This window comes from Bifidobacterium sp. WCA-178-WT-4B (genome assembly GCF_009696495.1).
Taxonomy (GTDB): Bacteria; Actinomycetota; Actinomycetes; order Actinomycetales; family Bifidobacteriaceae; genus Bifidobacterium; species Bifidobacterium infantis.
This window is the reverse complement of record NZ_VULV01000008.1, coordinates 109867-123379: the sequence shown is the minus strand read 5'-3', so window position 1 is coordinate 123379 and position 13513 is coordinate 109867. Positions and strand designations below refer to the sequence as shown.

Annotated in this window: 13 protein-coding genes and 1 tRNA gene; 8 read left to right on the top strand and 6 right to left on the bottom strand. The window is 61.8% G+C overall.

Features of this window, described 5'->3' with window-relative positions:
• Both FYJ31_RS07260 and FYJ31_RS07255 read left to right on the top strand, forming a co-directional pair.
• Positions 1-1007, top strand: a 1007-nt coding sequence (locus tag FYJ31_RS07260) for a GH25 family lysozyme (RefSeq protein ID WP_154536374.1), incomplete at its 5' end; no start/stop codon positions are given.
• An 86-nt stretch (positions 1008-1093) separates the two neighbouring features.
• The gene (locus FYJ31_RS07255) at positions 1094-1360 is read left to right on the top strand and encodes a phage holin (RefSeq protein WP_025221566.1); all 267 of its coding nucleotides are present in this window, start codon (positions 1094-1096) and stop codon (positions 1358-1360) included.
• Between the two features lie 212 nt (positions 1361-1572).
• Here the strand turns inward: FYJ31_RS07255 and FYJ31_RS07250 are convergent.
• The 3 genes from FYJ31_RS07250 to FYJ31_RS07240 all read right to left on the bottom strand — a co-directional run bounded on the left by FYJ31_RS07250 (position 1573) and on the right by FYJ31_RS07240 (position 3226).
• A tRNA-Val gene (locus tag FYJ31_RS07250) sits at positions 1573-1649 on the bottom strand.
• A 163-nt stretch (positions 1650-1812) separates the two neighbouring features.
• Positions 1813-2229 carry a DUF3052 domain-containing protein gene (locus FYJ31_RS07245; RefSeq protein ID WP_007053292.1) on the bottom strand — a complete coding sequence of 139 codons (417 nt, stop codon included), beginning with the start codon at positions 2227-2229 and terminating at the stop codon, positions 1813-1815.
• A 115-nt stretch (positions 2230-2344) separates the two neighbouring features.
• Positions 2345-3226 (bottom strand): YlbL family protein, encoded by an 882-nt coding sequence (locus tag FYJ31_RS07240; RefSeq protein WP_101027898.1) that lies wholly within the window; start codon positions 3224-3226, stop codon positions 2345-2347.
• A 220-nt stretch (positions 3227-3446) separates the two neighbouring features.
• On the opposite strand from FYJ31_RS07240, the gene FYJ31_RS07235 reads away from it, so the two are divergent.
• On the top strand, positions 3447-5171 hold the full coding sequence (locus FYJ31_RS07235; RefSeq protein ID WP_154536373.1) for a zinc-dependent metalloprotease: 1725 nt from the start codon (positions 3447-3449) through the stop codon (positions 5169-5171).
• A 69-nt stretch (positions 5172-5240) separates the two neighbouring features.
• On the opposite strand, the gene FYJ31_RS07230 is transcribed toward FYJ31_RS07235, so the two are convergent.
• The gene (locus FYJ31_RS07230; protein ID WP_154536372.1) at positions 5241-6815 is read right to left on the bottom strand and encodes an ATP-dependent helicase; all 1575 of its coding nucleotides are present in this window, start codon (positions 6813-6815) and stop codon (positions 5241-5243) included.
• 145 nt (positions 6816-6960) lie between these two features.
• Between FYJ31_RS07230 and FYJ31_RS07225 the strand changes: the two genes are divergently transcribed.
• Together FYJ31_RS07225 and FYJ31_RS07220 are read left to right on the top strand one after the other, a co-directional pair.
• Positions 6961-8616, top strand: coding sequence for a phosphotransferase (locus tag FYJ31_RS07225; RefSeq protein WP_154536371.1), 1656 nt, complete (start codon positions 6961-6963; stop codon positions 8614-8616).
• Positions 8617-8764: 148 nt separating this feature from the next.
• Positions 8765-8989 carry a DUF3107 domain-containing protein gene (locus tag FYJ31_RS07220; protein WP_007054042.1) on the top strand — a complete coding sequence of 75 codons (225 nt, stop codon included), beginning with the start codon at positions 8765-8767 and terminating at the stop codon, positions 8987-8989.
• Between the two features lie 60 nt (positions 8990-9049).
• Here FYJ31_RS07220 and FYJ31_RS07215 read toward each other — a convergent pair whose 3' ends face one another.
• Positions 9050-9943 carry a PHP domain-containing protein gene (locus FYJ31_RS07215; RefSeq protein ID WP_154536370.1) on the bottom strand — a complete coding sequence of 298 codons (894 nt, stop codon included), beginning with the start codon at positions 9941-9943 and terminating at the stop codon, positions 9050-9052.
• A gap of 137 nt (positions 9944-10080) precedes the next feature.
• On the opposite strand from FYJ31_RS07215, the gene FYJ31_RS07210 reads away from it, so the two are divergent.
• On the top strand, positions 10081-10818 hold the full coding sequence (locus FYJ31_RS07210; protein ID WP_154536385.1) for a vitamin K epoxide reductase family protein: 738 nt from the start codon (positions 10081-10083) through the stop codon (positions 10816-10818).
• 5 nt (positions 10819-10823) lie between these two features.
• Here the strand turns inward: FYJ31_RS07210 and dapF are convergent, their stop codons facing one another.
• Positions 10824-11717 carry a diaminopimelate epimerase gene (dapF, locus tag FYJ31_RS07205; protein ID WP_154536369.1) on the bottom strand — a complete coding sequence of 298 codons (894 nt, stop codon included), beginning with the start codon at positions 11715-11717 and terminating at the stop codon, positions 10824-10826.
• A gap of 107 nt (positions 11718-11824) precedes the next feature.
• Here dapF and murI point away from each other — a divergent pair, with 107 nt between their 5' ends.
• Entirely contained in the window at positions 11825-12619 is a 795-nt protein-coding gene (gene murI / locus FYJ31_RS07200; RefSeq protein ID WP_029680188.1) for a glutamate racemase, read from the top strand.
• A gap of 31 nt (positions 12620-12650) precedes the next feature.
• Entirely contained in the window at positions 12651-13499 is an 849-nt protein-coding gene (locus FYJ31_RS07195) for a patatin family protein (protein ID WP_195839471.1), read from the top strand.
• The last annotated feature ends 14 nt before the right edge of the window (positions 13500-13513 follow it).

Sequence of the window (13513 nt, the reverse complement as noted above, 5' to 3'; positions counted from 1 at the left end):
CCCAGGCGCAGGCGTCCGGCAAACGGTTCGGCCTCTACCATTACGCCATGGGTGGCAACCCCGAGGCCGAGGCCCAGTTCTTCTACGCCAACACGTCGAACTATTGGCGTCACGGCATCGTCGCCCTCGACTGGGAGATGGACGACAACCCCGCGTGGGGCGACTGGGACTGGGTGCGCCGGTTCATGGCTGAGTGTGAACGGCTCTCGGGCGGCGTCAAGCCGCTGCTCTACACCGGCCCCGTGGCCGGCGCCATCCCCGGCGACATCCGCGCCGACTACGGTTTGTGGATCGCCCAGTACGCGAACATGAGCCCGACCGGCTATCAGGCCGACCCGTGGATGATCGGCGCGTACGGCGAGGCCATGCGACAGTACTCCGGCACGGGCGTGGTGAACACGTGGAGTCCCATCGACCTCAACCTGTTCCGCGGCGAGGCATGGCAGTGGGATTTGTACGCCAACCCCACCGGCGCAGCCAAGCCCGCAACCCCGCCGCAGACCGAGAAGCCGCCGACCCAGACCATCGACCTACAGGCACTCGCGACCGCCACCATCCGTGGCGACTACGGCAACGGCCAGCAGCGGCGCGACGCGCTCGGCGCGAACTACGACAAGGTCATGGCGATCGTCAACCAGCGCCTCGCCGGCACCGCGACCGTAGCGCCACAGCAGGCCGCGCAGGCCAACACGACCCGCGTGGCCGTCCGCTCCGGCGACACCATGAGCGGCATCGCCTCGCGCACCGGCCTGTGGCCGCTGTCCAAGTGGAGCGTGCCCAGCGGCAACCTCAACCTGATCTACCCCGGTCAGGTCGTCACCTACAACGGCGGCGGCAGCGTCGCCACCGGCAGCAACGCGCCGCCGGCAACCCGTACCGTGACCGTCCGCGCGGGCGACACCCTCAGCGGCATCGCGGCACGCCTCGGCATCGGCTACACGCAGCTCACCGGGTATCGCAGCGGCAACCCCAACGTGATCTACCCCGGCGAAGTGCTGCACTACTGAACTACTGAGAACCCGAACCCAACCTGGGAACCCCGCACCTTAGCCGGGCGGGGTTCCCAGGTTCCAACTGCAGAATCGAGGACAATATGACCGACGAAAACACCGAACCCAAGACCGCCGGCACGGAGCCGACCGTGCCCGATTGGCTGCTGCCGAACCGAGCCTATGACGTGCTCAAATGGCTCGCGCTGATCGTGCTGCCGGCCATCGGCGTGCTCGTGCAGACCCTCGGCCCCGTATGGGGCTGGACGTGGGCCGATCAGGCCGCGACGACCATCAACGCCGTCGCCCTGGCCATCGGCGTCGTCATCGGCGCAAGCACCCTCAAGGCCAAGGCATCCAAAACCGAATAACCATAAAAACACCGCCCCTCCATCCGGCATAACGCTGGACGGAGGGGCGGTTTTCACGTTTTGGGAGTAGCTTTCCGAGGCTCATTTTTTGCCCACATTTTGCCCACATTATTCCGGGAAACCGAGGGAATACGAGGGAATCTGCGGGAATAAGAAAAGCCGCTCAGCCCTACTCCCGCAAGGCCAAGCGGCTTGTTTCCGCCGAGGCGGATTGGTGGGCAATGAGGGACTCGAACCCCCGACATCCACCGTGTAAAGGTGGCGCTCTAACCAACTGAGCTAATTGCCCGCAAATGACAACAATAGCGTATGGCCGGCACTGCGCGACACGTGGTGTCGTATACGCGTGCCGTAACGCTCAATCGCAATGACATTCAGCCACGCCCAGCAGCACTACGCAGCACGCGACGCCGGTCAACACGCTTAAAGTCAAGCGTATTGATTGAGGCTTATCAGCGGCCCTTGCCGAATGCGCGCAGGCGGATGCCGTTCCAGTCCGAGCTGACGGTCAGCGGGGTGGCGGCGTTCATACCGGCGGTCTGTGCGGCGGACTGCACGGTGGAGGAGCTGGCGGCACCCGGGCGGCCGGGCTTGGGAGTCAGTATCCACAGCGGGCCGTCATTGCCCAGTACCGCGTAGGCGTCAACGATCGTATCGGACAATTCGTCCTCATCATCGCCGTCGCGCCACCATACGATGACGCCGTCCACAGCGGAGTCGTAGTCCTCGTCCACGAGATCCTCGCCCGTGAGCTCTTCAATCTGGGCACGAATGGAATCGTCCACATCGTCGTCCCAGAGCCACTCCTGGACGATATCGCCGGGCTCGAAACCAAATTCTTCAGCGTTCTGTGATGCCGTTTGATTCACAGGGGACACATTAGCAAGTCTTCGCGAACAAATGCGTTAACGCGGCCGAAAATCGCCGCATTGTGGGCAGACCCATGCGAGTCGTCTCACCAGAAACAACGACTGGCCGCGCGTGTCATGCCTCGCAATGAGGCAAATCGTCGGCCTGCCCCTTGCCGATGGCCACCAACGCCTGATACGCCTCGTCCAGCGTGGCGACCTTGACGTCGCGCAGACCATCCGGCACGCGGCCGGCCACATCCGAACAATTCGACGCGGGGGCCAGGAACCATGTGGCGCCATCGCGCTTGGCACCAAGCATCTTCAGCGCTATGCCGCCGATTCTGCCGACTTTGCCGTCCTTGTCTATGGTGCCGGTGCCGGCGATGGTCTTGCCGCCGCTCTCGTTGGCGGGGGTGAGTTTGTCGATGAGACCGAGCGTGTACATCATGCCTGCTGACGGTCCGCCGATGCTGTCCACGTGCATCGTCACCTTGGCGTGTTGCAATGCACTGGCGTCAATGCCCAGTTCGTCCGCATGGGCTTTGGCATGCGCCAGACCGACGGCACTGGCCGAATCCTGGGAACCGGCCATGTCTTGTTCGACTTTCTTCTGATACTGGTCCGCACTCTGGCCCACCGGTACCGTGGCCTCACGCGGCATGACCTCCACCTGCGGATTGGCCCAGCCCCAGACGGCCTGCGCGTTGATGATCGGGTACCCGGGCACGCCGGACGCGTTCACCGTGGTCAGCAGCAGCTTGCCGGAATCCTTATACGTCGTCACGCCGGTACCGGTGATGTCGATAACCGCACCATCCTCGACCTTGCCCAGCACGTCCTGGGTGGGTCCGGGCATCTCGATGACGTACGGGCTGGGCAGCAGCAGAATCACCACACCAAGCAACACGGCGAATGCACCGACGAAATGGCGTTTCGGACGAGCGGCCGCATAGGCCCGAGCACGGCTGATTCCACGAGATAGGCGCGAATCGTGCTTCACTTCGAACGATGGCATGTGCTCATCCCCCGCTTCCGAATCCGCAGTCGGGCTCTTCTGCTCTTGGACGAGGTCTGGTTCCTGATTCCTGTGGCGTGCAAACATACCCTACAGTGTAAGCGGAGGGCCGAAATCAGCCGAAAACGAACATAAACCGAAAATATTGCTCGGCCACAAGCGAACAGGCCCGGGCAGACCCTACACTTGGGGTAACACACCGCGGCAAAGAAGGATACGCATGGACGACAACGCGATTCACGAGTGGCTGATCAAATGCTTCGGCCCCATTCAGGGTGAGATGGCCTGGCAGCAGATCAGCCAGTTGCCTGAGGAGATCCGTGAACAGCTGATGAGTCAGGACCCCAGCCGGCTGCCCAATCCATCCGAAGTCCAGCAGATGATGGCCGCGTTCAGCGCCGGCGGACTCAACACGATGGGCGATATGCAGCGCACTGTCGAGGAAGGGCCGATCAACGTCAAGCTCGCCAAGTCGATTGCCTTGCAGCAGGCAAACACCTCCGGTTCCGCGTCCAGCGTGTCCGCCGTGGATGGCGAGGCGGCTCGCCGCGCGATGAGTGAGGCGAACCTGTGGCTGGATACCGCCTGCGAGTTCAATCCCGCGCCCGGCGATCCGGATGTGCTGACCCGCGCCGGCTGGGTGGAGGGCACCATCGACCAGTGGGCAAAGTTCGCAGCTCCTGTGGCCGAGTCGATGAACGACGCTTTGGCTTCGGTGATTTCAGAGCGTCTTGGCGGCGCGTTCGGCGATGGCGAGATTGCCGGCATGTTCGCCGGACCGGTGCCGATTCCGATTCCCGACGGCATGAAAGACCCAGCCCAACTGATGAAGCTGCTGGGAAACACATCCTTTGCCATGCAGCTGGGGCATGCGGCCGGCAATCTGAGCCATGAAGTGCATGGCAGTTTCGATCAGGGCATCGCATTGCTGAAGAATCCGGCTGGTGGACTGATTGCCCAGAACGCCACCGAATACGCGAAGATGCTGAACGGTGAGACTCCTGCGGCCAAGGCCGACACGGCCGGCACTTCGGTGGACGCGACCAATCCGTTCTCCGCCTCCACCGACGCTTCCGCCAATCCCATTGGCTTCACTTCGGCCGGCAACAGCGATACTCCGGCAACTGACGGTACCGCCCAAGTCTCCGGCTCCGACGCCGCCGCGTTCGAGGCTGCGCTCTCCGGATTCGAGACCACCGAGAAAATCCCCGAATCTGAAGTGCTTTCCTTCCTGGCCCTGCAGGAAATGGCTCACACCCGCCTGTATGCCTCGGTACCGTGGCTGATGCCGCGTTTCGAGGCGCTCATCGGCAAGTACGCACGCGGCATCTCCATCGATCTGGATGCGATGGAGGAACAGCTGCGTGACGCCACGTCGATGGATCCGGAGTCGATCTCCGGCGCGGTGAACCTCACCAAGGTCGGCATCCCCGACACCCCCGAACAGCGCGAGGCGCTCTCTTCGCTGGAATCGTTGCTGGCGATGGTCGAGGGCTGGGTGGACTGCGTAGTGTGGCGCGCCGGCATGGCCCACCTGCCGCATATCGAACAGTTGCGGGAGATGCTGCGCCGCGAGCGCGCGATGGGTGGTCCCGCCGAACGCACGTTCGAGAGTCTGCTCGGCCTGCAGCTTCGCCCCAAGCGCATGCGCGAGGCCGCCGGATTGTGGGAGATGATCACCGCCGCCGAAGGCCCTGAAGGCCGTGACGCCAAGTGGTCGCATCCCGATCTGCTGCCTTCGCTGCCTAGCGACAAGCCCGCAGTTGGCGCGTCTCCGTCGTCCGACGCTCCTTCAGGCTCCTCTTCCGATGCCAACGGTTCCGCTTCCCACCCTGCCGCAGATGGCAAGACCGGCGATATCGATTGGGATGCCGAACTGTCCAAGCTGCTCGGCGAAGATGGCGAAGACAGTGAAAACGGCAACTCGGAGGATACGCAGGCATAGTCAACCGGCCTTCAGCCAATTCCCGCTCCTGAATGTTCAGGAGCATTCAGTATGTATGAACGACGCCCGTCACAAAAATCGTGATGGGCGTCTGTGCTGCGCTCCATAACCATCCTTGGTCCGCGCATACGACAGATGCAGCGAATCCTCAGCTCGGGTGATGCCCACATACATAAGCCGGCGTTCCTCTTCCAGCGCATCCCCCGTTTCCGGCGAACCGTACGGCAAGAGTCCTTCCGAACAGCCGATCAGGAACACGTGCTTGAATTCCAGACCCTTGGATGCGTGGATCGTGGAAATCGTAACCCCGGGATCGTCGTTTGCGGCAAGTCCGGTGGCGTCCAAACCCATCGCCTCCAATAGCGCACGTTTGGACGCGGCATCGTCGGCGAGCGCGGATGATTGCCATCCCGAATCCTTGCGGACGCGGTATTTCAGTCTTGCAGCGCGCAAGGCGGCACCGAATACCGGCTGTTGGGCGTTGATGCGGGTGAGGATCGCGCAATCGGACGGCTTGGCCCCGTTGGCGACCAACCGGGCGATGCGTGCCGCCACGCCCTGCGCCTCTTTCATATCGCTCTCATAAGCGGTTCGGGTAACGCGCGTGCCGGATTCGCGGGCGGAAACCAGTTTCAGGTAATCCTCACGGTTCGGCGCGGCCGCAAGCACCCGGTTGGCGAGGTTCACGACTTCCGGCGTCGAACGATAGTCGGTGTTGAGATTGACATCGGCGGCGAGCGGCCCGAATTCATCGGCGAAACGCAGCAGATCCCAGCTGGAGGCACCGGCAAACGAGTAGATGGTCTGGGCCGGATCGCCCACGACGCATACGTTGCGGTTCATCGCGCTCTTGCCGTCAGGTCCTCCCCCGCCCAGCCACAGGGTCAGCAGCCTGTGTTGCAGGGGCGAGACGTCCTGATACTCGTCGACGGTGAGCCAGCCGATGGTGGAACGAATTTGGGCGGCGGCTTCGGGAAAATCATCCATGATATGGCATACGAGCAGCAGAATATCGTCAAAATCGATTTCGCCACGCGAGGTCTTTTCCTGCTCGTAGGCGCTGTAGACGTCGGCGAACCGAGCGGTGTCGAGTCCGGCGGGCGGCTGCCGATGGGCGATGGCACAGGCCCGGGCATAATCTTCCACCGCCACCAACGAGATTTTGGCCCAATTGATTTCGGCGAGCACATCGCGAACGGTCAGCGGATCGGCATCGGTACGTGCGGTGGCGCGGATGATCGCGCGGGAGACGACGTCACGCTGATCTTCGATCACATGCGGGAATGGAGCCTCGCATATGTCCGCCCAGACGCTGTTGAGCTGATGCAATGCCGCTGAGTGGAAGGTCGCGGCCGTGACTCCGGCAGTTCCCGCACCCGAACCGGAGCGTCCAGTACCTCCCCCTACGCCGAGCTGGCCCAACCGTGCGCGCATTTCCGCCGCCGCTTTTACCGAAAAGGTGACGGCAAGCACCCGCTCCGGCTTCCATGCCCCGGTGGCGCAGGCATAGGCGATCCGCCGCGTGACCGTGCGGGTTTTACCGGCACCTGCGCCGGCGATGATGCGCACCGGCCCTTGCAACGTAGTCGCGGCGGTACGCTGCCGCTCATCGAGCCCCTCAAGAATCCCCTGCGCCTGTTCCATGCGTCCATTGTGGCACGATTCGCGCTCACGGCACGACTCACGCCTATGGCTGAACCGGGCTCACGACAAAACATCGCCAGAATCATGCGTTTTGCGTGTCATTCTGCGGTGCGAATCGCCACGGATGTATTAGTGTGGAAGGGTGATGAAACGTAGCGATTATATGTTGGCGGCACTCGCCTCAGCCGTCCTGCCGAATCTGGGGGTGGCCGGCGTACGCGAGAACGTGCAGGCCAGCGCAACCGACGAGGCCAAAGGCATCGACCAGACCGTGATCCAAGATGCTTCGGGCAAGTTGTACGACGTATACGCCACTGACACCAGGGAAGGGCGTACACGTCTGATCCGCCGTGTGAAAGCGGCGCAGACACTGGCAGCCGCGCGCGAGCTTGGTGGCCTCGGCTTCGATATGGACCGTGTGGTCGCATTCGTCCCGGGAGACGTTTCCCAACCCGGCCAGACGGCCACCGCACAGGCCGTGGGGCAGCAGGCCCAGGCGGAGTCCACACCGCTGACCCCACGCAAGCCCGGTCCCACAGGCGAGACGACCGTGATGATCGCCGTCCACCGTGATGGTCAGGCACGTCCTCTCGACCTGTTGACATTGGATGACTGCGCGGCCGTCGGCACCGCCATCGGAGCCATTCATCGCCTGCCTTCGACTTTTCTGGCCAATGCCAAATATCCGGTAGTTACCACCGGTCAGATTCGTTCGCAGCTGACCGTCTGGATTCGCCGCTTACGCTCCGCCGGCCATGTTCCCCAAGAAATCACCGACAGCTGGGCGCGCATCATGGACACCGAGGGATTGTGGTCGTTCTCCACCTGCACGGTTCACGGCGGATTCTCCGACGGCGACTTCCTGTTCTCCGGTTCCACCATCACCACGGTGACCAACTGGCAGGATATGCAGGTCAACGATCCGGCACGAGACCTTGCCTGGATTTTCGGCAAGCTCGACGAATCCCATCGCAACGCCGTGCTTTCCGCATACGGCCGCATGATGGGCTCTCGACTTGACGATCTCATCATGCTCAGGGCCAACCTGTGGTTGCAGATGGAACAGGTGGGCGAATTCATTCAGGCGTTGAACCGTGCGGACAACAATCGCATCATGCAGTTCAAGGCACAGGTCGAACGACTCGCACACCAGTTGGGCGTGATCAAGCACACTCCGGCATCGGCCCCAGCCGCAGGGTCGGCCGCCGCCGCGTCGACGAAGCCCGGTTCGCCTTCCACAATCACCGTCGGCACATTGTTGCAGGACGACCGCCATCAGGCACCCGCACAACCGCAGCAGTCCGACACCGGTACCGCGGCGGCCGAGGTCTCGGACGACACGCCCGATCCCGATCGCACCGGTTCCGCTGACATCGTGGCCGCTGGCGACGTGGATCTTACCCCGGAAGTCGAACCCGATGCTGACCGGACCGCCAATCACCCGCAAGCGAGTGTCTCCGGCACCGCAACCGGTACAGGATCGACCAAACCGCAGCCCTCACATGGCGCTTCCCATTCTTCGGTGACGATCACGCTGAAGGAACTCCTCAGTATGAACGGGCATAGCGGCACGACGTCAACCGACGCTTCCCCTGCGTCTCAATCCGCCGCCCCGACCGACGATGCGGTGAATGACGATACTCCGGACAGTCTCGTTCAGCACGGAGCCTCGAGTGCCCAAACCACGGTGATTCCGCTGCTGGAGCGGGAAGAACGCGCTCTGCGCGATGCCCGTGCCGGGTTGGACGGGTATGACAGCGAGGGCAATCCGCTGGCCGAATCATCCGCATCATCCAAATAATGTCGTGTGCGGTGTTCCGCGCCACGCCGAGCGCGTAACACCGCACATGACGACGCAGACACGCGGCACAATAGAGTACAGAACCTCGGCCGGCGACGGCCACTTACCATGATGTTCGTCACAAAGACGGCAGAACAAGGAGCCTTATATGGATATCGAACTGGGCATTCAGAACGTGGCACGACCGGTGAACTTCAGCACCGACGAATCAGCCGACAATGTGAGCCAGGCCATCGCGCAGGCCGTGGCCGACAACGCGACGATCGATCTGACCGATGACAAGGGCCGTCGCATCATCGTGCCCGCCAAGGCACTCGGTTACGCGATCATCGGCTCCGAAACCAAGCACGCCGTCGGCTTCGGCACGCTGTGACCATGAATCGCGCATAAGCGTCCTTGAGCATTTTCTCGAGGACGCTTTTCTATTGCCGAATCACCGATATAGCGGAAGCACGCCGCGATGAACGATCTCTTCGACAGTGGCCTCATCGGTGAGGTTCTCCCCCAGTTTGTTCGGTTTGCCTTTGCCATGCCAGTCAGATCCACCGGTGACCAGCAGCTGGTGCCGGCGGCAGATGGTGAGCAGCCGTTCTCGTTGCTCCGGTGAATTGCCACGGTGCCATACCTCCAGCCCGTCCAATCCCTCGCTGATCAATGCCTCGATCTGGTCATCGGACAACAGTCTGCGGTTACGGCTCACGTCACCGGCATGGGCGATCAGAATCACACCGCCCGCTCCCTTGACGGCGGCCACCACTTCATGAGAGGTCGGCGAAGGCGTGGGAATATAGTATTTGGATGAGGCGCTGACCGCATCCGCAAACGCTTCCGAACGAGTCCGATATACGCCGGCACTCACCAAAGCATCAGCGATGTGAGGCCGGCCAATGGTGGTTTTGCCACCCTCTTTGACTTGGGCGAGCACGGATTGCCAGGTAATCGGATAATCACGAGACAACAATTCGACCATGCGCTGCGTGCGTTGCAACCGTGCGGCTCGAGTATCGGCGAACAAGTCCGTGATGTGCTGATTCATGGGATCATACTGGTAGCCGAGCATGTGTACGGAGACGTTCTCATCCGTGGCGGTGATTTCGGTGCCGCGGAGCAACGGCAAACCGACCCTATGGGCTGCGGCTTCGGCCTCCGGCCAGCCGGCGGTGGTGTCATGATCGGAAATGGCCACGCCCTTGAGTCCCAATGCCTTGGATCGTTCGGCCAATGTGACCGGCGTTTCCGTGCCATCCGAGAAGACGGTATGGCAATGGATGTCCCACCCGACGGCGGGCGGCTCCAAAGGCATCACATATCCAGTCATACCTTCCATCGTAACCTCATCTCAGCATTCCCACGCAAGGCGCAGACAGGTCGTCACCTTCTGCCAACGGCCAAGACCAGACATTCGGCACTCAGCTGACAACCGCAGAGGCTAATCTGGAGCGCAGCGCTATCGAAAGGGGCATGATGACTCGTAACACCGCAACCGACACATCATCCAGCACCACGAACACCACGCCGCTTGGCTTGGCGGAGGCGCGACCGTTGATTGGATGGCGCCACAGTGCCACTTGGACATATCTCATCATGCTGGTCGCCTCGGCAGTGGCATTGGGGGCCTCGCTCATTCTGTCCGCCGAGACTTTGCAGTTGGCTAGGCATCCGGAGTCCGCGCTCGGCTGCGATCTGAACTCGGTGGTGTCCTGTTCGGCGGTGGCCCAGTCCTGGCAGGCGGAAATCGTGAAGTTCGGCGGGCTGAGCTATCCGAACGCGTTCTTCGGCATCGCCGCCGAATCGGTGTTCATTACCATCGCGGTGATTGGTTTGGCGCGTGTGAAGGTGCCGCGTTGGTTCGCGACCTGCACGTGGCTGGGCGGACTGGCCGCTTTGGCCTACTCGTACTGGCTGAGCACGCAGTCACTGTTCGTGATTCACGCGCTGTGCCCGTGGTGCCTGACCCTGATGTTCTCCACCACCATCCAGTTCATGGCGTTGAGCCATGCGACCGTGGCCGTGCAGGGATTGCCGTCACGTAAGGCTGTGGCTGCTGATGATGGCGACGGTGAGGTTGAGGTCGCGGCGGTGCCGGCCGGACTCAATAAGTATTACCGCCTCAACATCGACCTCATGGTCGATATACTGTGGATCGTGGCGATCGTGGTACTCATCATCGTCACCGAAGGCGCGGCCCTGTTCGCTGCCTGATTCCTTTACAACAAATCGATATCGGCGACCAGCGTGGCCGCGCCGGTCAGCTTCACGTCACTGTCGGTGACGTCCACGCGCAAGGTGCCGCCACGTACGGTGATGTCCCAGTGGCTGATGCCGGTCTTGGCCCGCAGCACAACGCCTGTGGCGCATAGGCCGGTGCCGCAGGACAGGGTTTCGCCGCAGCCACGTTCGTTGACGCGCATCGTGGCTTCACCCACGCCGGTGTTCTGATCGATGTCGTCGACCCGCACGAATTCCACATTCTGGTCGGATTCGATGGTCGGGCTCACCACGGGCTTGATGACCAGATCCAGCGCCTCGACCACCGGCAGGGACGCGAAGGCGTCCTCGATTACCGCGACCACATGCGGGTTGCCCATATCCACGAACGTGCCGCGCGCCGAGCCCTCAGCGCCGGGGATGGTGACCTCGTAGGCGTCGGTTTCGCCGATCTTCCACTCCCCCATTTCGACCTGGAACACGTTGGCTCCGTACGGCCTCATATTGCCGCGTGGCGTCAGAATCTTGACGCCGGCACGGGTGCCGAGGCGGAACGGCTCGGTGGAGTCGGCCACGCCCTCGCGCTGAGCGAACAAGGTGATGGCGCGTGTACCGTTGCCGCACATCTCCGCCAACGATCCATCCGCATTGCGATAGTCCATGAACCATTTCGCGCCCCCGGCCAGTACGTCCGAAAGCTGATCATCGCTTAAATCAGACACGAAATCAGGCCTGGTCAGGCGAATCAGGCCGTCACCGCCAATGCCGAAGTGACGGTCGCACAGGAATCGGACCTCATCGGCGGAAGGCTCGAATTTGCCGGACTTGTCGAGGTACACCACGAAATCATTGCCGGTTGCGTGTGTCTTGGTTACTCGTTGCGGAAGACTCATGGCTTTCAGAGTACTCTAGGGAGCGAAACAACACCGCAAAACAATCGGCTTTGTGATCGGTCGCGGCAACATACGGTTGCAGGCATGGCTATAGGGAGGATTCAGGCATGAGCTCTTCGGCTCCAATCGGCGTATTCGATTCGGGTCTTGGCGGTATTTCCGTGGCTCGCCAAATCGCCAAGGATATGCCGGCCGAGCATGTGCTGTATTTTGGCGATTCGGCCAACGCCCCGTACGGCGTCAAGACGCCTGAGCAGGTGAGGGCCCTGAGTTTCGATATTGTCGAACGGTTCGTGCGTCAAGGCATCAAGGCCGTGGTCATCGCATGCAACACCGCCACTTCCGCCGCGGTGAACGATCTGCGCGAACACTACGATATTCCGATCATCGGCATGGAGCCGGCCCTGAAAGTGGCGTGCGACCGGGGTGACGTGCCTTCCGACCCGCATCATATTCCCCAGAGGGTGATTGTGGCGGCCACTCCCCTGACTTTGCGTGAGCGGAAGTTCGCCAAGCTGATGGATCGATTCGATTCCAACAACACGATTTTCAAGGAGCCTTGCCCCGACTTGGTGGAGATCGTGGAATCCGGGCGGCTCGGCGACCATGACCTGGTGATGCGCACGCTGCATGGCTACTTCGACCAGTACGACATGGAGCACATCGATTCAGTGGTGCTGGGCTGCACGCATTTCGTGTTCTACCGCGACTACTTCCGCGAGCTGCTGCCCGAACGGGCCGCCGTCATCGACGGCAATGAGGGCACCGTGCGCCATCTGGGCGTTGTGCTGGAGTCCCTGGGCAAACTGGCACCCGAAGACGCGACCGGCGGCGTGGAACTCGCCAATTCCGATCTGTCCGAACGTGTTACACGGCTTTCACGCGACCTGCTGAATGCGTGATCGGATGCATGATGATGAATAGGAGGCTGATATGGCACTGAAGACGGCAATGATTGATGTGGGCGGCGGGTTCCGCGCGATTTTCGGATGCGGCGTTATGGACCGCATGCTGGAGGACGGCATCGACGTGGACATGTGCTACGGCGTTTCCGCCGGCGCGGCCAATATGACCTCGTTCATCGCCCGCCAGCACGGCCGCAACCACACCTTCTACACCAGATACGCGTTCCGTAAGGAGTACGCGAGCGCGGAAAGCTTCTTCAGGAACCACAACTTCGCCAACCTCGACTACATCTATGGCACGCTGAGCAATCACGATGGCGAGAATCCGTTGGATTTCGCGGCGTTCGAGGCCAATCCGACCGGGTTCACCGTGGTGGCCTGCAATGCCGAGGACGGCTCGACCAAGTACTTCGACAAGTCACGCGTACGTTTTGATGATTTCGACATCATCAAGGCCTCGTCCGCCGTGCCGGTGGCCTGCGAGCCGTATGTGGTGGATGGCGTGCCGTATTTCGATGGCGGCATCGCCGATCCGATCCCGGTACAGAAGGCGCTGGATGACGGCTATGATCGCGTGATTCTGATTCTGTCCCGCTTGCGTGACGAAGTACGCAAGCAGCAGAAGGATCTGGCTCCGGCCCGCATCCTCGAACGCTCCCACCCTGCCGCAGCCGAGAAGCTGCGCATGCGCTACAAGACCTACAACGACGAACTCGAACTCGCCAAGCATTACGAGGCAGAAGGCAAAGTGCTGATCCTCGCACCCGAAGATTTGTACGGCCTCAACACCCTGAAGAAGAACTTCGAGGGTCTGGAGATGATGTACCGCAAGGGATACGCGGCGGCTGAAGCCATCCCGGCGTTCCTCGGGAAGTGACGGCACCGGCGAAG

What these genes read in the sequence shown, in the direction of transcription:
- FYJ31_RS07210 (WP_154536385.1), top strand. Translation starts at nt 10,081, where the DNA reads ATGACTCGTAACACCGCAACCGACACATCATCCAGCACCACGAACACC.
- FYJ31_RS07195 (WP_195839471.1), top strand. Translation starts at nt 12,651, where the DNA reads ATGGCACTGAAGACGGCAATGATTGATGTGGGCGGCGGGTTCCGCGCG.
- FYJ31_RS07240 (WP_101027898.1), bottom strand. Translation starts at nt 3,226, where the DNA reads ATGCCATCGTTCGAAGTGAAGCACGATTCGCGCCTATCTCGTGGAATC.
- FYJ31_RS07225 (WP_154536371.1), top strand. Translation starts at nt 6,961, where the DNA reads ATGAAACGTAGCGATTATATGTTGGCGGCACTCGCCTCAGCCGTCCTG.
- FYJ31_RS07215 (WP_154536370.1), bottom strand. Translation starts at nt 9,943, where the DNA reads ATGGAAGGTATGACTGGATATGTGATGCCTTTGGAGCCGCCCGCCGTC.
- FYJ31_RS07235 (WP_154536373.1), top strand. Translation starts at nt 3,447, where the DNA reads ATGGACGACAACGCGATTCACGAGTGGCTGATCAAATGCTTCGGCCCC.
- dapF (WP_154536369.1), bottom strand. Translation starts at nt 11,717, where the DNA reads ATGAGTCTTCCGCAACGAGTAACCAAGACACACGCAACCGGCAATGAT.
- FYJ31_RS07230 (WP_154536372.1), bottom strand. Translation starts at nt 6,815, where the DNA reads ATGGAACAGGCGCAGGGGATTCTTGAGGGGCTCGATGAGCGGCAGCGT.
- FYJ31_RS07220 (WP_007054042.1), top strand. Translation starts at nt 8,765, where the DNA reads ATGGATATCGAACTGGGCATTCAGAACGTGGCACGACCGGTGAACTTC.
- murI (WP_029680188.1), top strand. Translation starts at nt 11,825, where the DNA reads ATGAGCTCTTCGGCTCCAATCGGCGTATTCGATTCGGGTCTTGGCGGT.
- FYJ31_RS07255 (WP_025221566.1), top strand. Translation starts at nt 1,094, where the DNA reads ATGACCGACGAAAACACCGAACCCAAGACCGCCGGCACGGAGCCGACC.